General features: G+C 69.2%; 22 protein-coding genes. 11 read left to right on the top strand and 11 right to left on the bottom strand.

Annotated elements, in window-relative coordinates:
• Positions 1 to 12: 12 nt before the first annotated feature.
• Genes ACFO4E_RS24480 through ACFO4E_RS24490 form a run of 3 tightly spaced genes read left to right on the top strand, consistent with a single transcriptional unit; the run spans position 13 to position 2,515 of the window.
• Entirely contained in the window at positions 13 to 1,110 is a 1,098-nt protein-coding gene (locus tag ACFO4E_RS24480; protein ID WP_378578640.1) for a radical SAM protein, read from the top strand.
• Positions 1,107 to 1,721, top strand: coding sequence for a dTMP kinase (gene tmk / locus ACFO4E_RS24485; protein WP_378578642.1), 615 nt, complete (start codon positions 1,107 to 1,109; stop codon positions 1,719 to 1,721). Before ACFO4E_RS24480 ends, tmk begins: the two co-directional genes overlap by 4 nt.
• Entirely contained in the window at positions 1,718 to 2,515 is a 798-nt protein-coding gene (locus tag ACFO4E_RS24490; RefSeq protein ID WP_378578643.1) for an endonuclease/exonuclease/phosphatase family protein, read from the top strand. Before tmk ends, ACFO4E_RS24490 begins: the two co-directional genes overlap by 4 nt.
• Here the strand turns inward: ACFO4E_RS24490 and ACFO4E_RS24495 are convergent.
• Positions 2,512 to 3,054, bottom strand: coding sequence for a class IV adenylate cyclase (locus ACFO4E_RS24495; protein WP_378578645.1), 543 nt, complete (start codon positions 3,052 to 3,054; stop codon positions 2,512 to 2,514). The genes ACFO4E_RS24490 and ACFO4E_RS24495 overlap by 4 nt on opposite strands.
• 1,153 nt (positions 3,055 to 4,207) lie before the next feature.
• Positions 4,208 to 4,669: a tyrosine-type recombinase/integrase gene (locus ACFO4E_RS24500; protein ID WP_378578646.1), complete on the bottom strand. Its 462-nt coding sequence runs from the start codon at positions 4,667 to 4,669 to the stop codon at positions 4,208 to 4,210.
• Between the two features lie 28 nt (positions 4,670 to 4,697).
• Here ACFO4E_RS24500 and ACFO4E_RS24505 point away from each other — a divergent pair, with 28 nt between their 5' ends.
• The 5 genes from ACFO4E_RS24505 (at position 4,698) to ACFO4E_RS24525 (ending at position 9,903) form a co-directional block, all read left to right on the top strand.
• Positions 4,698 to 5,348 carry a hypothetical protein gene (locus ACFO4E_RS24505; protein ID WP_378578647.1) on the top strand — a complete coding sequence of 217 codons (651 nt, stop codon included), beginning with the start codon at positions 4,698 to 4,700 and terminating at the stop codon, positions 5,346 to 5,348.
• Positions 5,348 to 6,193 (top strand): hypothetical protein, encoded by an 846-nt coding sequence (locus ACFO4E_RS24510; RefSeq protein WP_378578649.1) that lies wholly within the window; start codon positions 5,348 to 5,350, stop codon positions 6,191 to 6,193. The genes ACFO4E_RS24505 and ACFO4E_RS24510 overlap by 1 nt, the downstream gene beginning before the upstream one ends.
• 60 nt (positions 6,194 to 6,253) lie before the next feature.
• Positions 6,254 to 6,985 carry a peptidoglycan recognition protein family protein gene (locus tag ACFO4E_RS24515; RefSeq protein ID WP_378578650.1) on the top strand — a complete coding sequence of 244 codons (732 nt, stop codon included), beginning with the start codon at positions 6,254 to 6,256 and terminating at the stop codon, positions 6,983 to 6,985.
• A 149-nt stretch (positions 6,986 to 7,134) separates the two neighbouring features.
• Positions 7,135 to 7,464, top strand: coding sequence for a hypothetical protein (locus tag ACFO4E_RS24520; RefSeq protein ID WP_378578652.1), 330 nt, complete (start codon positions 7,135 to 7,137; stop codon positions 7,462 to 7,464).
• Between the two features lie 411 nt (positions 7,465 to 7,875).
• Positions 7,876 to 9,903: a right-handed parallel beta-helix repeat-containing protein gene (locus ACFO4E_RS24525; protein WP_378578653.1), complete on the top strand. Its 2,028-nt coding sequence runs from the start codon at positions 7,876 to 7,878 to the stop codon at positions 9,901 to 9,903.
• 203 nt (positions 9,904 to 10,106) lie between these two features.
• Here the strand turns inward: ACFO4E_RS24525 and ACFO4E_RS24530 are convergent, their stop codons facing one another.
• The 7 genes from ACFO4E_RS24530 to ACFO4E_RS24560 all read right to left on the bottom strand — a co-directional run bounded on the left by ACFO4E_RS24530 (position 10,107) and on the right by ACFO4E_RS24560 (position 13,665).
• The gene (locus tag ACFO4E_RS24530) at positions 10,107 to 10,619 is read right to left on the bottom strand and encodes a hypothetical protein (protein WP_378578654.1); all 513 of its coding nucleotides are present in this window, start codon (positions 10,617 to 10,619) and stop codon (positions 10,107 to 10,109) included.
• 232 nt (positions 10,620 to 10,851) lie between these two features.
• A complete protein-coding gene (locus tag ACFO4E_RS24535) occupies positions 10,852 to 11,085 on the bottom strand; it encodes a hypothetical protein (RefSeq protein WP_378578656.1) in 234 nt (77 codons plus the stop codon).
• The gene (locus ACFO4E_RS24540) at positions 11,082 to 11,240 is read right to left on the bottom strand and encodes a hypothetical protein (RefSeq protein WP_378578657.1); all 159 of its coding nucleotides are present in this window, start codon (positions 11,238 to 11,240) and stop codon (positions 11,082 to 11,084) included. The genes ACFO4E_RS24535 and ACFO4E_RS24540 overlap by 4 nt, the downstream gene beginning before the upstream one ends.
• Positions 11,241 to 11,265: 25 nt before the next feature.
• Positions 11,266 to 11,490 carry a hypothetical protein gene (locus ACFO4E_RS24545; protein ID WP_378578659.1) on the bottom strand — a complete coding sequence of 75 codons (225 nt, stop codon included), beginning with the start codon at positions 11,488 to 11,490 and terminating at the stop codon, positions 11,266 to 11,268.
• Positions 11,491 to 12,521: 1,031 nt separating this feature from the next.
• A complete protein-coding gene (locus ACFO4E_RS24550) occupies positions 12,522 to 12,752 on the bottom strand; it encodes a hypothetical protein (protein WP_378578660.1) in 231 nt (76 codons plus the stop codon).
• The gene (locus tag ACFO4E_RS24555) at positions 12,749 to 13,240 is read right to left on the bottom strand and encodes a hypothetical protein (protein ID WP_378578661.1); all 492 of its coding nucleotides are present in this window, start codon (positions 13,238 to 13,240) and stop codon (positions 12,749 to 12,751) included. The genes ACFO4E_RS24550 and ACFO4E_RS24555 overlap by 4 nt, the downstream gene beginning before the upstream one ends.
• A gap of 62 nt (positions 13,241 to 13,302) precedes the next feature.
• Entirely contained in the window at positions 13,303 to 13,665 is a 363-nt protein-coding gene (locus tag ACFO4E_RS24560) for a hypothetical protein (protein WP_378578663.1), read from the bottom strand.
• Between the two features lie 114 nt (positions 13,666 to 13,779).
• On the opposite strand from ACFO4E_RS24560, the gene ACFO4E_RS24565 reads away from it, so the two are divergent.
• A complete protein-coding gene (locus ACFO4E_RS24565) occupies positions 13,780 to 14,529 on the top strand; it encodes a GntR family transcriptional regulator (RefSeq protein ID WP_378578664.1) in 750 nt (249 codons plus the stop codon).
• Positions 14,530 to 14,648: 119 nt separating this feature from the next.
• On the opposite strand, the gene ACFO4E_RS24570 is transcribed toward ACFO4E_RS24565, so the two are convergent.
• On the bottom strand, positions 14,649 to 15,515 hold the full coding sequence (locus ACFO4E_RS24570) for a phosphotransferase family protein (protein WP_378578665.1): 867 nt from the start codon (positions 15,513 to 15,515) through the stop codon (positions 14,649 to 14,651).
• A gap of 9 nt (positions 15,516 to 15,524) precedes the next feature.
• Positions 15,525 to 16,001, bottom strand: coding sequence for a glycine-rich domain-containing protein (locus tag ACFO4E_RS24575; protein WP_378578667.1), 477 nt, complete (start codon positions 15,999 to 16,001; stop codon positions 15,525 to 15,527).
• An 809-nt stretch (positions 16,002 to 16,810) separates the two neighbouring features.
• Between ACFO4E_RS24575 and ACFO4E_RS24580 the strand changes: the two genes are divergently transcribed.
• Positions 16,811 to 17,368: a hypothetical protein gene (locus ACFO4E_RS24580; protein WP_378578668.1), complete on the top strand. Its 558-nt coding sequence runs from the start codon at positions 16,811 to 16,813 to the stop codon at positions 17,366 to 17,368.
• A gap of 377 nt (positions 17,369 to 17,745) precedes the next feature.
• Entirely contained in the window at positions 17,746 to 18,189 is a 444-nt protein-coding gene (locus ACFO4E_RS24585; RefSeq protein WP_378578669.1) for a hypothetical protein, read from the top strand.
• Positions 18,190 to 18,560: the final 371 nt, after the last annotated feature.

Here is an 18,560-nt window from a genome sequence, read left to right on the forward strand (position 1 = left end):
CTGGAGCATCACATGAAGCGATCCCTGCTCGTCGACACCCACGCCGCGTCCTGCTACTTCCGCACCAGCGTCGGGGGCGATGGCCGCAAGGCCCTCGTGCAGATCACCGAGCGCTGCAACCTGCACTGTGCCCACTGCTTCGTCTCCTCCACGAAGGAGGGCGCCGACATGTCACTGGCCGACATCACCGGCAAGGTGCTGCCGCGGCTGCGCGCCGCCCGTGTCGAGCGCATCACTCTGACCGGAGGGGAGCCCTTCGTACACCCCGACATCATGGGCATTTGCGAGGCCGTGGCGGAGGCCGGCATGCCGCTGGGCATCTGCACCAACGCCACCCAGACCGGCCGGGCCCAGATCGAGCGCCTGGCGGAGATTGGGGACGTGCACGTCAACATCTCGTTCGACGGGTTCCGGGCCGACTCGCACGGCAAGTTCCGCGGCAATCGGGGCTCGTTCACCACCACCGTGGCCACCGCCCGCGCCTTCGCGCAGGCGGGGCTGCTCCAAGGGCTGCTGTCGACCCCGAACACGCTGACGGATCCCGAGGAGTTCGCCGACCTGTGCGCGTTCGCCGCCGAGATCGGCGCGAAGTACGTCCTCATGAACCCCTTGTCGAGCTTCGGCCGCGGCATCAAGTCCAAGGGTCAGCTGGCCGCCGACACCGAGAAGATGAACGCGATCCGCGCGGTCACCGCCCGCTTCGCCGACCAGGTTGAACTGGTCGACATCCGCTTCCCCAACGAGGACAAGCCGCTCGGCGGATGCGACGCCGGGAAACTGATCTACGTCTTCAGCGACGGCCAGACGGCGGTGTGCCCCTACCTCGTCTTCGCCGCCCGCAACCCCGTCTCGCGCTATCCCGACACCGACTTCCTCACCGGCAATATCCTCACCCACGACGTCGCCGACCCCTTGGACGGCTACGACTTCCATTCCCGCTACCAGGTCGGGAACAACCCGACCTGCCGCTCATGCGAGATGGAGACGCAGTGCGGCAAGGGCTGTCCGGCCGCCGTCGTGGCCAATGGCGGCCTCATCGGCGACGTCGACACCGAGCAGTGTCCCGTCGTGCCGGAGACGGCCCGCCTGCTCCCGGTGAGCACCCGGTGAAGCCACTCTTCATCGTGGTGGAAGGCCCCAACGGGGTCGGCAAGACCACCACCGTCGCCGCGATCGCCGCCCGCCTGGGCATCGGCGACCCGGTACACACGACCACCGAGCCCACCGACACCCCACTCGGCCGGCTGGCGCGCTCCCAGGAGAACGGACTCATCGGCCGAGCACTCGCACTGGCGATCGCCGCCGACCGCTACATCCACATCGCACACGAGATCACACCGGCCCTGCGCGGTGGAACTCACGTCGTCAGCGACCGCTACGTCCCCTCCTCTCTCGTCCTCCAGCGCATCGACGGCCTGTCCGCCGCCGAGATCTGGGAGTACAACCGGCACGCCTCCGCACCCGACCTGACGGTCTACCTGGAGGACGATCCCGACACCATCGGCGCTCGGCTCGCCGCGCGCACTACGCTGTCACGCCTGGAAAAGGAAGGCGGCATCGAACTGGAACTCGGGCTGTACCGCGACGCCCGGAGCTTCCTGGCCGCGCGCGGATGGAACCAGGCCGCCATTGACTGCCGCGGCTTGCCCCCCGGCCAGATCGCCGGGCGCATCCTCCGTTGTCTCCCCGACCCCTTCGCAGCAAGGAGCGATCCGGCGTGATCTCCGTCCTGACCCTCAACATCGGCGCCGCCGCCGAACCGCGCGCCACGCGCATCCTGGACTGGCTCGCCGACCGCGACGACCAGGTCATCGCGCTCAGCGAGACCAGCACCGGCCCCGGCACCGCCCTACTCCTCGACCGCTACACCAAAGCCGGATGGGAGGTCGTCCACACGCAAGGAGCGAGCGGGCAGCGCGGCGCAGCGATCCTCAGCCGCGTCGCCATCGCCGGCGGGCACCGGCCGGAGTTCGCCGGCGTGAGCATCCCCGGCCGCGCCGTCTACACCCTGCTGGATACCCGCCCGCGTATCGGCGTCCTCGGCCTCTACGTTCCCAACAACAAGACCGACGGCAGCAAGCAGGAATTCATCACCACCGTGCTGGCCGCCGTGCGGGGGCTACCCGCCGACCAGCGGGAACACCTGGTGATCGCGGGAGACTACAACGTCATCGCCCGCACCCACGAGCCCCGCCATCCCGGATTCGCCGCCTACGAGTACGGTCTCCTCGAAGAACTCGAGAAGGTGGGGCTGGTCGACGCCCACACCCGCATCCACCCACGGGACCACCCGCATTCCTGGGTCGGGCGGACCGGCGACGGCTACCGCTATGACTACGTCCACGTCGGTGCGGCCCTGGCCGGGCGCCTCACCGCATCGGCCTACCTCCACGAAACCCGCGAAGGCCGCGCGCTGACCGACCATTCCGCCGTTGCCGTCGGCCTGCGGCCGGACGCCGTCAGGCTGCTGGAGACCGAAAACCCCGCCGAGAGCGGCGCTCCGACCCTGTTCTAAGAGGTGGCGGCGCGGACGAGCGAGTCATAGGTGTCGGTGGTCCGCTCGACGTCCAGCCCGAGCCCTCGGACGAACGTGTCCAGTTCGGCCTGCGCCGCCACCCCGTCGCGGTCATCGGCCACCACGGTCTCGACCTCGATGAAGAGGCCGACATGATCGACCTCGTCCACGCACACCGACACCGCCGCCGCCGAGGCGGTGCGCCGGGTCTTCACGATGCGCACCGTGGGCCGGAACCCCATCTCGGCGAGCGCGGCGTGCATCTCCCCCCGGTCGGCCACCGCGGTCTCGTGTTCCACGCAGTCCATCTCGCCGGACACCGGCCGCTTCACCGTGAACACGTGGCCCTCGCGCGTGGTGCGCAACCGGGCGAAGGTGGCGCCCACCTTCGGCATCCCGTACTCCCAGCCCGCCTGCGCATACGCCTGGTCGTCCTGGTGCACCGGATCGGAGACCGCCAAGCCGCACGTCTTCAAGGCGGCCAGCACCGCCTCGACGTCGCCGCTGGGCACCCGGTACTTCGCCTCGATCTCCCGCATCCCACCACTCCCTCGGACCACTGCCTACCCGCGGCAGCGTAGCGCCGGAGAACTCCGTGTGGCCAAAGACTTCGAGAACCTCTGTTGCCGCAGATCACGCGTCTCCTGTTCTGCTGGCAGCTCTTCGCTTCGACCGCTGTGAAAGCCCGAGACGAGAAACCCGGACATGAGGAAAGCCCTCAATTGCGCTAACAACAGAGGGCTTCGATCCTGTAGGGCTACAACGCCTGCAAACCCGCCAGCACTCGGGGAAGGGCAGCGGCGGATGGCTCCTCATCGTTCCGCCCGGCGTTCAGCCCGATGAAGTCCCGGGGCGAGAACTCGGTGAAAGGGCGGACACAGCCCGGATCACGCTGCGGGAGCACCGCCGCTTCCGGAAGGACAGGAGTGGGCGCGTACGCGCGGACACGGAGAGATACCCGGGGCCGTCCTCGCGGCCCGTGGCCGGTCAGTGGGGGAAGCTCAAGCGAAGGGACTTCCAGCACCGAGCCCGATGGCGAGTCCAACTCGGGCTAAGGGAGATCGGAGGCGATGAGAGTCGCGGTGACGACCACAGCGCACACGCAAAGAATGATAAAGTCCAGCATTAGCTCTACTCCTGGTCTCGTCAGGATGTTGGAGTCAGGCCCCGGCAGGGTGTTAGCGCACCCGTTGGGGCCGTTCTATTCGCACGTGGCGACACCATACACCACAGTCATCGCCCACGTGAAAAGAATTCAGCCTCCCCGAAATTGATTCATCTCAAATCCCCAGAATTCCATCAATCGGGGACATCAGATCTTCCAACCGGACTTCGAGTATTCGCATTGTAAGCACAGGAACTCAATTCCCCTGATATCGTCCATTAGGGTCAATCCGGACCGAGTAGCGAACGCGTGCTCCGCGTGTGCTCGGTGGTCATGGAAGCAGGGCGGTGTCGGGCGGCGTTGCTTGGCATGGGGTGGCAGCGCAGCGGGCATAAAATGGAACGAAGCAGCACAGGATGAACGCCAACGGCAGCTATTTAGCAAACTTTTAATCCGCGGGTTCAGGGTTCGATCCCCTGGGGCCCTACAGCATCTGAACTGGCGCTTCTCCGTTCCGGAGGGGCGTCATTCTTGTTGGGGGTTGCAGTTCGGGTTGCAGTCCACAGCGGCCTACAGCCCTCTACCCCTCATACGCGGTCCGGCTTCTTCGGATGCGACCACAGCGCCTCCCCCATCCGCGCTGCCGCCGACCGCGCCACCGACCGCGTCACGTGGGTGTAGCGCTGCGTCTGCGAAAGCGAGGAGTGGCCGAGGATGTGCTGTACGGCGCGGATGTCCTCCCCTTGCGCCAGCAGGAGCGTCGCCGAGGTGTGGCGAGCGTCGTGTACCCGCGCCGGCGGGACCCCGGCCGCGGCCAAGACCTGGTGCCACGTAGTCCGCGCGCGGCTGGATCGGTCGGCCGATCGGGTCGGCGAACACCAACCCCCACCGGCCCCCTTCCCACGCCTCGCCCGCGGCTGCGCGCTCCGTCTCTTGGGTGGCGTGGTGCTCCCGGAGTTGAGCAACGAGCTGGTCCGGTAACGGGACACGGACCGTGGCCGTGCCCTGGTCAGCGCGTACCCCCTTCCTGCGGACGAACTCCCACTCACCGCCGACCCTTCGTGGGCACTCCCGGCCGTGGCCGACCGGCACGTGCCCGCGGACGGCGAAACCGACTCGTCCTACCAGGGGTACGAGTTCGCCGACTACCTCGAACGCCTCGACCAGCTCGCCGACTTGGTCGACGGTTTCGAGTGGCGCACCGACCCCTACCTGACCACCGGCGGGCAGGCGCGGCGGCGTCTGGTCCTCGGATACCCGCGGCTCGGCCGCCCGCCCGGCCCTGACACCTTCGTCCTGGAGTACCCGGGCACGATCAGCGGCTACGACTGGGACGAGGACGCGTCCGACACCGCCACCTACGTGGCATCGCTCGGCGCCGGCGAGGAATCAGAGATGCGGTGGAGTGAGGCCGTCGACCGCAGGGCCCTGGTCGACGGGTACCCGCTCATCGAGGCCGCCGCAGCGAACAAGTCCACCTCCCAGCTCGGCACCTTGAGCGCGCAGGCGGGCGCGGAGCTGGCGCGGCGCCGCGGCCCCGCCGAGATCCCCGCCGCCGAGCTGGTCGGCCGCCCGCCCGTCAGCGTGGGCGACTGGGTGCGGCTGCGCATCGACGACCCCGCCAGGTTCCCGGCCGGGCCCATCGAGCGCGACGTGCGGGTCATCGGCATGCGCACCGTGCCCGCCCCCACCGAGACCACCACCCTGACCCTTGAGGAGGCCCGCTGATGGGCAACCAGAACGCCCCCCGCGATGCGGGATGGCTGCGCCGGACCCTCGACGACATCCTTCGGCGCCTGCGCGCGCTGGAGACCGCGCCGCGCACCCGCCACGCCGGAGTGTCGAACGGTGGTCTTCACGTGCGCGGCGGCCGGGTCATCGTCGGCGACACCGGGTCCTCCCAGATCACCATCGACCCCGACCCCGGCGGCCTGTACCCCAGGATCGAGTACGCGCTTCCCGGCCAGTCGGATACGGCCGTCATCAGCGCGGGTGAGTACCTGGGCGACATGGGGGTGCGCATCCAGGTCGGCGCCTCGTACTTCTGGGTGGGCCCGAACGCGCTCGCCCTGCTGGCCTACGACACCGCCGGGCGGCTCCGCGGCTCCGTCGAGCTGGGGTCGGTGGGTGTGCAGATGCGCGCCTACCGCACGGACGGACGGCAACATCGCGTCGGGGGTGACGGCGTCGGTCGCTGGGAACGTCGCCATCACGGAGACGACGTGATGGGCTCTGACGACCAGCTCTCGGACCGGGTACAGCTCGCGATCCTCGGTCTCCAGGGGTCGGTGAACGAGGGGTTCGCGAACGTCCGCACGGACTTCGCAGCGACCCGCGGCCAGCTCGACGTCATCCTTCAGCGGCTCGACCAGCAGGACCGCCGCGTGGACGGCCAGGCCGAGCAGCTCGCCGCCCTCGACAGCCGCGTGGATGCGCTCGAACGGTTCGCGGTCACCCGTGACGACCTCGCACGACGCCAGGCCGGCAGCGCGCGGACGATCGGGATCGTCGTGTCGATTCTCGCCCTGGTCGTGAGTGCCGCCGTGTCGATCGGTGTCGCCCTGCTCGCCTGACCCGCCCACCACTGCCCCGGCCGTGCGCCGGGTCTCACCCATGCCCAGGAGGTACACCGCATGGTCGACATCATCAGCCGCGCCCGCTGGGGCGCACGCCCGCCACGATCCCGGACCACGGTGGCGCTGTCCGCGCGCCGCGGGTTCATGGTCCACCACTCAGACGGCCCCACCACCCAGACACCGGCCCAGATCCAGGCGTTCCACATGGGCCCGGCCCGCAACTGGTCCGACGTCGGATACAACTTCCTGATCTCCGACGACGGGCGGATCTACGAGGGGCGTGGGTGGACGACCGCCGGCGCCCACTGCCCCGGCCACAACACGTCGGCGCTCGGGGTGTGCGTCATCGGCACCTACTCCCGGGCTCTGCCCTCTTCGGCGGCCCTGGCCGCGGTCGCCGAGCTGTACGCCGAAGCCAACCGCCGCACCGGTCGACAGCTCGACGTCCTGGGCCACCGGGACGGCTTCTCGACGTCATGCCCCGGCGCCCGCCTCTACGACTGGGTGCGCGACGGCATGCCCACCACCTCACCCACCGAAGGGGATGACGACATGGTCGGACTACGGCAGGGAGACCGCGGAGAGCGCGTGAAGTACCTGCAAGAGCTGCTGACCAAGGGGGGTCACTCGGTCGGCGCCGCCGGGATCGACGGCGACTACGGCCCGGCCACCTCGAAGGCTGTGCTCGCCGCCCGCGAGGCCGAGGGCAGCAAGCAGAACTTCGGCGACCGCATTACGGGCGCTGCGGCGAAGCAGATCATGTCGCAGTTCATCAAGGCACACCTCTGACCCGTGCTGGCCTCACCACCATCCACCCGCCCCGGCCGATCGGCCGAGCGTGGAGGATGATCACCCTCAGGCTGAGGGTTACCGCACACCTGATGGAAACGAGTAGGCGTACTCAGGCGGACGGCCGCGACGGGCGTCACGCTAAGCGCATGAGCGATCCCAGCGAACAGGCCAAGGACCCGCACCCACCCGTATGGGCGTATGCCGCCCACGCCGGCCTGACCGTGCTGGCGGTCCCCCTGGCATTCGCCGAGTGGTACTTCATGATGTTCATGGCGCTGGGCATCTCCGATTCAGGCGGCACAGGCACATGGCGGGAACTCGTGTGGTGGTGCGCCATGGGGGTGGGTGTGATCGCATTGGCCGTGCTGGGACTGTCGTGGTCGCGGCGCTTCGCGCACACACGCTGGCGACTCGTGGGCGTCGCGTACCTGATGGCACCACTGCCGATCATGATCGCGGAGCAGGCCCTCCAGTGAGGCCACCTCATCCCATCGCACCCTGATCCCGCCCAACCGCACATGACCCGCAGTCCAGAGTCACCCGCGACACTTCGCGTGAAAACCAATTGCCCGCCCCGGCCGACGGCCGGGGCTTTGTCGTTCCTGGAGGAACCGTGCACGCATCCCCGAACCCCACGCCCGGAAGCCGCAGCGAGACGGCCGCCGACGCCCGCACCCGCGCCCTCCGCACCGCGGTTCAGGGCCTCATCTCCGTCGTCCTGGTCGCCGTCGCGCCGTCATCCTCGACCAGGTCGTCCCCGGCTCCGTCATCGACTGGGCGACCCTCGCCGCGGCGGCCGGGACCGCGGCCGTGACCGCGCTCGCCGCATGGGTACAGCGGCGCCTCGAAGGCGCCCCGGCCAACGCCGCCCCCGGTGGTGATGCCTGATGGCGCGGACCTACCTGCGCGGCACCTGGCGAGCCGAAACCCAAGACGGCCGCCCGATCCCCTACGCCCAGGCGTCCGTCTGGGACGCCGCCGAGGGCGGGCAGCAGGTGACCGACCTGCGCACCCTCGACGGCGCCCTGATCCCCGGCGGGCTGCTGGAGTGCGACGCGTGGGGGTACATCTCCCTGCCCGGATGGATCGACCCCGCCGACGTCCCGCACCTGTTCCTCATCGGCTCCCCAGACGGCAGCATTCCCGGTGTCGGCCGCGTGCATCTGGCCCCGGCCGACACCCCGGCCCGGGTGACCAGCCTGGAGACCCAGCACGCAGGGCTCGCCGGGCGCGTGGTGGGGCTGGAGAATTCGCGCGGTGCGCCGGGCGGGATCGCCACCCTCGACATGACCGGGCGTGTCCCCGCCGCCCAGCTCCCCCCGGGCGGCCCCGGCGGCGGGGGCATGACCGGGGTCCGCGACGTCGTCGCCTACGACGCCGACCCCACCGGCGCCACGGACGCGACCGCCGCGATTCAGGCGGCGCTGTCCGACGCCGGCGCGGCCGGGGGCGGGGTCGTGTGGGTGCCCGGCGGCCTGTACTCGATCCGGTCGGGCCCGCTCCGGATCTACCGCGGCACGCACCTGTGGCTCGCCCCCGACGCAGTCATCCGCCGCGACGCGCCCGGCACGATGCTGCTCAACGGCGACGCCGACCAGAACTACGGCGGGTACTCCGGTCATGGGGACCTGCTCATCGAGGGCGGCACGTGGAACGCGAACGGGACCGTGGTCGGCCAGCACAACATGGTGATCAGCATCGGGCACGCCCGCCGGGTGACCATCCGGGACACGGTCATCCTCGACGTCCCGGGTTACCACGCCATCGAGGCCAACAGCACGGAGACGCTTCAGGTCGAGCGCGTGACGTGCGCCGGGTTCGTCGACAGCGTCGGGGACCGGGGTTTCTCCGAAGCGATCCAGCTCGATGGCGCGTTCAGGCAGAGCGTGTTCGGCGGGTTCGGGCCCTACGACGCCACCCCGTGCCGAGACGTGGTCATCACCGGCTGCACGGTCACCACGTCGGGCACGCCCGGCTCGGGCCCGTGGGGGCGCGGCATCGGCTCCCACTCCGCGAGCCCGGACCAGCAGCACAGCGACATCCGCGTCATCGGCAACCACATCGAGGCCACGCGCGAGTACGCCGTGGGGGCGTACACCTGGCGCGACGCCATCATCTCGGCGAACACGATCAGGCAGTGCGGGGCCGGCATCTGGGTGCGGTCGCTCGACTCCTCGAAGGCCGCGGACCGCACGAGGCCGGACGGCAGCTCGATCACCGGGTCTCAGCGGCTCTCCGGAATCGTCATCACGAACAACATCGTGAACGACACCGCCACCATCGCGGGTGCGCCGTCGACCTCGGTCGGCGCGATCATCGTCGAGGGCGAGACCACGGGTCTGGTGACCGAGGTCGTCGTGGGTGACAACGTGGTGGACGGCTCCGGCACGGTCGGTCTGCGGATCTCGAACGTCACCACGTACAGCATCGCGCGGAACGTGCTCAACGCGATCGGGTCGACGGCCATCAGCCAGCTTTCGACCCGCGCCGGGGTGATCGCCGACAACTCCATCAGCAGCCCGACCGGGTCGGGGATCTCCGTCGACTCCCGGCAGCTCGCCGCCGGGACGGCCACCGACGTGACCGTGCACCGGAACGTCATCCGCGGCGCCGGCTCGAACGGCATTCATCTGTTCGCCGGGTCGGACCTGCTCATTGCCGACAACACGGTCAACGGCGCGACCGGGTACGGCATGCAGGTTTCCACCGGCACCGAGCACTCCACCATCGCCGACAACCGCGTGCGCGGCACGGGCTCCGCGGGCATCAACATCACGAACACCTGCCACTACATGAAGCTCTTCGGGAACGTCGCCCGGCAGACGTCCGGCGGTGTGGTCGTGCCGACCACCGATGCCGACAACCTGTCGACCAACAACAGCACGACCGCCGACAACCAGACCATCGCGGCCTGAACAGCGAACGCCCCCGCTCACCTCATGGTGGGCGGGGGCACTTCGTCATGTCCGGCGGCTACTCGACGTCGGCCGTCACCGGGGCGCCGCCGGCGGTGACCCTGGGGTGGTCGCGCCGCATCACGGCCGCGCCGATCGGGGGCACCCGAAGGCCCCCAGCGCGCACGCGGTTAGCTGGGGAGGCTGACTCGTGCCCGATTCGGCTACAGTCCGCCGGTCTTGAGGGGGAGCGCGTCCAGGACGGCCACCACCTTGTCACCGTCGTCGAGGCTCACCAGTTCAACGGGCTTTTCCAACTGGTAAAGGTCGCCACGCGGGGGATACTGCGTGAGCTTGGCGGTGAGGACCATCGGTTCCCTGGTGGTGAGGATGATGGGCTCGTCGTCGGAGCCGAACGTCAGGCTGAACGACAGCACGTCACGGTCGATGAATTCGGGCGGGAACTGCCTGGTAAGCGTCAGAAGGCTCTGCACATCGGCGTCGATGTCGTTCTGCTCGATGGTCACTGTGCCCAGGCTGTCGTGCTCCCCGGTCAGCCTGAAGCCCACGGTCCGCAGCCTAACGCTGTTGATGGGGTCGACCGGGTTGACGTCCACGCGCTTCTTGATGCCTCCGCGGAAGTCCAGGGTGTGGGGGGTGCCCTGGTAGGTGAGGGAGGAGTTGACGGCGATCATGGAGCGCGGGATCTCGGCGCCGATGGGTGGCAAAGCGGGCATGATGGTCCTTCCGGATCGGGCGGTCGGCCTGCTTCACGGGCGTGTGGGATCAGTGCCATTGGTGCGGGGCATGAACCTCAGCGACAACTGAGAGTACACACGCAAGCTCTTTCTGTGCTGAGATTCGGTGAATGTCCAGCCCGAACCGAACCGCACCACGGCCGCGCCCATCGGGGATACACGACGGCCCCAGCCGCGCCGAAGCGCGGTCGGGGCCAATTCCCATCGTGGGTCAGCGCTGGCGGTCGGCGAGCGTCTTCCGCAGCAGGTAGGGGCTTGCGCGCACGATCTCGGAGCCGTCGCCGAGCCGGGCGTGCCACCGGGTACCGGTGACGGGGTCGATAGACCGCCACAGGCGTACGTCCGGGAACTCGCGTTCGAGCTCGACCATGGCGGCCCGCTCTTCCTCCGTCCACGGCACATCGAGCACCATCGCCACCCCGCCCGGCCACCGTCGTGCGGTCATTCGTCGTCCACCGGGGCGTTCAACAGCTCCCGAACGCGCTCCGCCTCTTCCGCAGCGCCAGCGCGCACCTCGGGGTCGGTCGACTTGAGGCGACCGATGATGTCCCCTACCGCCCGGGTGAGTTCGCGCCTCGATGGGGTTCCGTCGTCTGCCATCCGCTGTCCTTCCGTTGTCGTGTGGTCAGGGAGTCAGGTAGTGGGCGCCATTCGCGACGAGACCCGGAAGTTCGAGGCGCGTGGTCACGAGCACCAGGTGCGCCCCGGCTCCGGGCAACAGGGTTCGGACTTGGGCCGCGCTCATGGCGTCATCGAGCAGGACCACCAGGCGCCGCCCGTCGGTGAGCGCCCGCCATGTGGCGGCCCGAGCCGCGAGGGTGTCGGGGATGTCCCACCGGGGGGCGCCCATGGACCGGATGAGCTGGTAGAGCAGGTCCCGCGGGTCCGTGGGGTCCGCGGGTCCGCCGAGATCGCAGTACAGCTCCCCGTCCGCCGCCGTGCCGGGGGCATCGTCGATCAGGTCGTGCGCCGTTTGCAGCGCGAGCGCGGTCTTCCCTACCCGGGCGGGCCCCGCGATGACGACCAGGCGGAGCCCGTCCGCCGGGAGCCCGTCGACCAGGCCCCGAAGCCGGTCGAGGACGGCGTCCGGGACGCCTGCGGCCGGCGGCGGGGGAGCTGCCGTTGCGGAGTGAGCGGAACGAGGTCCGTCCCCGCGGGCCCCACGTGGATGTCCGCATAGATCTCCCCTGCCTGAATGGCGGTGCCGTGGACGTCGCCGATGATCACGTTCGTGACCTCTGGCGGCGGGGGTCAGCAGGGGTCATGTCCTCACATTCGTGATCGGGGGGCGTTCGCCGGTCATCACGTGCGGGCGCGGTAGGCGCGCACATAGTCCCTCTGGGCGGCACGGCAGCGGTCGCACCGGCACCGCCAGTTGGAATAGCCGTTCACCGTGCCATGCGGAACCAGGCTCGGGTCACGTGCCGCTTTTCGCGCACGCTGGGCGCGCTGGTGGCGCCCGGCGGCGGCTCGGGATGCACGGCACCGGTCACACCGGCATCCGTGGTGTGAGTAGGCGGTCATGGTTCCGTGGCGGTACGACAGGGGGGCTCCTGTACTCAGAGGTCGGCCGCCCGCCGACAATCCCCGAAGCCGGCGGGCGGAGCTGGAAGGGCCGCAGGAGCGGGGAGCACTCCCGCGGCCCGGCCGCGTCCGGGGGACACAGGGGGTTCACCCCGGGCACGGCGGTCTAGAGGTCGCGCCGGTGGCGGGCGCCGACTGCCCTGTCACGCTCCCGGCACAGAAGCGCGTCGAGAGCTTCCGGCGTGGCCGCGTCGAGCAGGGCGACGACGTCAGGGTGAAACCCCCACCACTTACGCGTGCGCTCGCCGCACCACACGATGAGTCCGGGGTGACGGACCCGCAGCCACTCGGCGGGGCTCACCCGGGCACCACGGGCCGCTGATCGCGCCGCGCCTGATCCATCAACGACCGCGCGGTGCGCGCCGTCGCGATGATCCGGTCGAGGGCGGCCACCTGTGCGTCGTGATCCTCGGCCCCGGGGTACAGGACGACGTCCGCCCCGGGACCGACCGTGAGGGTGATCTCGCGCCAGTCGTCGGACCGTGTCAGAGACACCCCGCTCGCGCGCGGGTGCAGGATGCTGGTCACCGGCCCGCCCCCGCTTCCGCGAACGCGCGCGCCTGGTCGGCGATCAGCCGGCCGCGTTCCTCGGCGTCGGCCACGTCCCGCGCGGCTCGCACCAGCTCAGCGGCGAGCACGTAGGGGCGGACTCTGGAAGGGTCCGGCCGGTCGAGGTCGGCGAGCACCGCCGCGAGCGCGGCCAGGGACCACACGCGGATGGGGTACCGGATCAGGGCGCCGTCGACGGTCACCGTGTACAAGAAGCCGCCGAGGAACGGACGTCGGACGATGGGCCGGTGCGGGTACCGCTCGGCCAGCTCGGCGAACAGGACGTAGGACTCGTCGCGCGGGAAGCGGTCGTTCTGGTCAATGGCCATGGCGGTGGGGGCGTCGGAGCCGCTGTACCGCGGGGGCGGGACGGGGCCGCCGACGCGGTGCGCGCCGGGCCGGGCAGCGGGAACGGCCATCAGAACGGCGAGTTCGAGCATCAGGACGACACCAGCGATATAGCGCATGAGAGGTCCCCCTCGGGGGTTGGGCCGGATGGGAAGTCCGGCAGCATCAGGGAATGACGGAGCTACAGGGCGATTGCTGCCCATGTGGTGCAATCGCCTGAGCGATGGCGGACGGAACCGAACGCGGTCGCCAGGCTGGACACCAGCCCCAACCCGTCAGGCGCGTTCACGTCGGCCTGGTACGCCGAGGCGTCAGTGCGCGGGTATCGGCCGCGCTGGTCGTGAACCTCCACTCGGATTTCGTCGCCGTCCTGGACACGGATCACGACGTCGCCCGCACTGGCCCGGACAGCCGCCGTGAACAGTTCAGAGGTGATGAGCGCGACGACGTCAACGCGCATCTTTCCTGCGAGTAGGCCCGTGACGCCCAGACGCGCGACAGGCACCATGGCGAACAGGGACGGAAGGGTGATCGTCCAGCCCATGAGCCTGCCTCACGATTGGCACGTGCCGATTAATAACCTGCACGTGCAGCTTGATTGGCACGTGCAGCCTTGTCAAGCTGTTCGTGCGAACCCGCATCGAAAAGGGGAGACTCCGTGGCCCGCCCGACCTACCAGCGCATAGCCGATGACCTGCGGCAGCGCATCATCACGGGCACATACGGCGCAGGTGAGCGACTACCGTCCCGCCAGGCGCTTGCTACCGAGTTCGGCGTTGGGCCACGCGTCGCCGCGGACGCCGTGCAACAGCTCGTCGCCGAGGGCTACGTGGTGTCGAGAACCGGTTCCGGAACCTACGTGCGGCCGAAACCTCCGATCCGGCGCCTCACCCGCAGCTGGTATCGCGAGGACCGCGGCGGCAGCCCGTTCCGCGCCGATATGCAGGCACAGGCGGTCCGCGGTGGCTGGGAATCGTCATCGGAAACTGCGAACGCGCCGGACGACATCGCCGGTCGCCTCGCAATCGACCCGGGCGACGAGGTGATGCGGACCCGCTACACCTTCACCGGGGATGACGAGCCCGTCATGCTCAGCACGTCGTATGAACCGCTGGCGATCACGAGGGGAACCGAGGTTGTCTTGCCGGAGGATGGCGTGCACGCCGGTCGTGGCGTTGTCGACCGGATGCGCGAGATCGGCCACGAGATCACGTACGCGTCGGAAATCGTGACGGCACGGCCAGCCGCCGCCGACGAGGCCGACAGGCTCGGCGTTGGCCGCGGAACCGTGGTCATGGTCATCCAGCGGACCTACTTCACGGAGGAACGCCCGGTGGAAACCGCCGACATCGTAGTGCCAGTCGACCGGTACGAACTCTCGTACATGATCCCCGTCGGCCGGGACTGACCGGAACGAAGAACGGCCCCCACTTGGTGGGGGCCGTGCTCATGCATTCCCTGATGCATTCCCAACTGCGATGGTAGCGAACATCGCGGTACCAAACGGCTGTTTCGCGCTGCTGAGTCTCACACCCCGATCCGGTGCCGCGCCCATGCGTCATGAGCCCACAGCGACGCCCGCCGGTCATCCCGCAGCCACTCCGGGCCGCGCTCAGCCTTCTCCGCGAAGAACACGACCTGCATCACCGCCAACGCATCCAGCGCCGCCGGCGGGGCCGCCGACCACTCCGGATGCCCGGCCGCCCACTCCTCGGCGTCCGCCGGCGAGTACCCGGCCGCGATCAGCGGCGTGATGAGGAGCGCCGCATCCAGCCACGCCGGTCCGCGACCGGCCATCGCCCAGTCGACCACGCTCACCCGCCCGTCCTCGGTCACGAGCAGGTTCGAGGGCACCAGGTCGCCGTGCACCAGGGCGTCACCGTCGAACAGCGACAGGTCCGCGCCGTCGAGCACCTTCCGGTAGGCCACGGGCACCTCGGCCGCCTCACGCGCACCCGCGAGGATCGCCGACAGCTTCTCGCCGTCGTCGGTGAGGCGCGGGACGTCCACCGGGGTCGGCGTCAGCACGTCGCGCATCAGGGCCAGCGCGCCCATGACCGCCGTCGCGTCCGCCGAGAGGTCTGCGTGCCGCCCCTCGACGTGCTCGACGGCGAGCGTGAGCCATCCGGCGTCCGAGACCCACAGCAGCTGCGGCGCGGGCACAGCGGCGGGCAGAGCCTCCAGCACCACCCGCTCGCGGCGGTAGTCGCCGATCGCAGGAGAACGCCGAGGGACCGCCTTCACGAACACCGTCGTCCGCTCTGTCGAGATCCGGGACGCGATGCCCACCGTCAGCCCGGCCGGGGTCGTCGACGTCGCAATCACCCGCCCGAACTCCGCTTCGAACGCGTCGCGTGCGGGCTCGGGCAGACGCTCCCAGGTGAAACGCTTCATCACCGAAGGCTACTTCGACTTGCTGCCATGACACCCCTTGTGACAACCGTCTCCGTCGCCACCGTCCTTAGTGTCGGTGCAGCTTGAGCACGGCACCTCCTGAGCCCACATGTCCGCGTCCACGGCGAGCCCCGTCGCGTACACCGCATCCAGAGTCCGGGCCGCCGTCCGCGCCCGCTCGGTGGCCGGCGGCCGGGTGTCGTTCGGGTAGTGGTCGACGAACCGGCCGAGCACGGTTTCACAGAACGACCTGTAGTCGGCCGTCCGCAGGATGAAAGCGTGCCAACCGTGATCGACCAGCGGACTCGGGCCGATGGGCTCATAGGTGCGCGAGCACGCGACCAGGTAGACCACCGCCTGGTCGACGATCCGGCCGGCGGTGTCGAGGCGGTGTCCGTGGTCGCGCGCGACGTCCGCGGCGAGCCGGTCGAACAGTTCGTGGTCGATGAGGTCACGGCCGCGGGTGGCGGTCTGCACAGTGGTCACGTGGCGCCCTTCCGGGAGACGAGACGTACCCGACGACCGTAACCGCGCCGCGTCACCGCGTCACGACATCCGGCCGCAGACGGCCAACTAGGCAGGGCCCCGACAGCGCGCCGGGGCCCAACTTCGGGTTGCAGTTTGGGTTGCAGTCGACCACGTTACATGGCTCTCCATAGCCCTCTATGGCTCAGAAACATCCTGGTCAGAGTGTTCTGTAGACCCCCATAGAGAGAAAGACCCGAACTTTTAATTCGCGGGTTCAGGGTTCGATCCCCTGGGGCCCTACCGCAAATCCGCAGTTCATCCGAGGTGTCGACTGCAAATCGGACACCGATCCGGCCGATCTGTGCTGCTCGTATGCCCGGTAGTTCGGGCCCAGTGGTTCCCGCGCATCGGAGCACCTCTTCGAAGCCGTCAGACGCCCCACGCCGGCATACGACCCCCGACCAGCACCGGCGGACCCGCCGCCCGGTCGAATGCCCACACCTACCGTTCACTACCCGATGGGGCGGGCATAGGGCGACGCCCACCGCCCGCCACCCCCATCGCGAGGGACCCGCGGAACCCCCTCACACTCGGCGGACAGATCACCGGCATCGAAGCCCCCCGGTGGGGGATCAGCGAACTCGCGGAAAAGGGGTGGGGACACCTGATCTTCGGGCGGTCCTGGCAGTCGTTACCGCAGGGTTGGAACCGACTCGGGGCCCGCCACGTCACACCAACCGAGTGTCCTCCTGAGCATCCGGTTTCATTCGACACCGGGTTCGGATAACGAGGCACCATCCATCGCCCTGTGCACTTGGAGACCGCCAGTGAACCTCGACCTCATCCCCCACCCCTCGAGCGGTCCCGTCCTCCGACGGGCGGCTGCCGGTATCGCCTCCATCACTCTCGCGGCGGCCCTGACCTCCTGCTCCTTCGAAGTCGGTGAGCTGGAGCCCGTCGGTGAGGGCGAGAGCGCGTCCGCCGACGCCGCCGAGACGGAGGAAGCGGAAACCGGCGAGCAGCCGGAGGAGGGCGAGACCGAGGAAGCCGCCGGCGCCGAAAGCACCGGCGAGCTTCCCGTGGACCCGTCCGAAGCAGTCGCCTGGGACGAAGAGACCTTCTGGCTCAGCGGGACCGGAGAGGCTCTCTACCGACTCGACTGGACGGCTTCGGCCGACACGACCTTGCAGCTCAGCCACTCGGGCAGCGCCAACTTCATCGTGGTCCCCTACGACGCGGACGGGACACGGCTGGGAGGCATCGCAAACGAGACCGGCGCCTATGAGGGGGATTCCGTGCTCGACGACGCGGCGATCCTCGGTGGCGCCGGCGAGATCGAGTTCATCCACATCCAGGCGGACGGCGCCTGGACCATCGGGCGCTGACCCGCCTCGTCCACTCTGACCGGACAGTCGATCCGGCCGATCGTGTTCCTCGTGTGCTCGGTGGTGGGGAAGTCGGTCGTTCCCGCAGGGCAAAGCACCTCCCCGCGCCCCGCCAGGTGTCCACGGACAATGGCGATCGTTGCATGCGCGCATGTCCCCGCCGGACCCCACAACACCCCACCCCCAACAATGCCGGCGGGGCGTGCCAGCCCACGGTGACCCACCCCACCCCAATCGAACGATCGGCGGATATCGATAGGCCGGTCCCTCGACCAGGGTCTTTCGGCCATACCCGAAAGACGAATCGAATGCTTGCCGCACTTCCCGATCAATCGAAGAATGTGGTGAACCCAGGAGGACCATCAAAGGAGGCCGGTATGGCCAACTTCCAACGTCTACTGGCGGTCGGCGCCGGAGCGCTCGTGCTCGCGACCGGGATATCAGCACCGGCCGCAGCAAGTCACATCACGGCAGAGGACAGCTTTCGCTTCTCTTTTACAGAGAACAGCAACGGCGCCGTTATCAACGTCAACAATAATACCATGTTCGAATCCGCGGGGAATGTTATTTGGCGGCAAGACCCCAGCGGGGGACGCCCTGGAGACGCCCTCTATGCCGGTGACATTCTGGCCGACGGATACGGCATCGAAGGCCGGCTCAGCACAAATCCGGAACGAGTCGCGTCCACACGCGGACACAACTCCCCTTACAGTGTGACGGTGACGGGGAATCTCCCCGAGGGCAACACCTACTGGCTGCGCGCGTGCGTCGTTCGGGGCAGTTTCGAAGTATGCTCCGCGGCTCACGAGGTGACGGCCTGACTGCACCGTTTTCCCGGTGAGGCGGGCGCCATAATGCGGTGGCCGGCCATGGATCCGCCATGGCAAAACGCCCCGCTGCCATCCGGCGGCGGGGCACGGTCATGTCGTCCTCCGGCCGACAGGTGCCGGCCGTCCATTCCAGCCGGCGGCCGAACCGCTCCTCCCGCGGGAAGTCCTCGCTCTTGAACGTCGAGTCGATCACTGGGCTTCTTCTGTCCTCGGTCTCGGTCGCGTTCCCACCCCCAGCCGTAGCCAACGGAGACCGCCGGGACGGGGCGACGTCTCCCCTGCCGAGGCCCATGGCGAATCCACCACCCTCACCCGCGTGCTTCGTGGGGACAGGACCATTCGGTGTGGCAGGAGCCGGGTCG

Source organism: Nocardiopsis mangrovi, assembly GCF_042653925.1.
GTDB classification, from domain to species: domain Bacteria; phylum Actinomycetota; class Actinomycetes; order Streptosporangiales; family Streptosporangiaceae; genus Nocardiopsis_B; species Nocardiopsis_B mangrovi.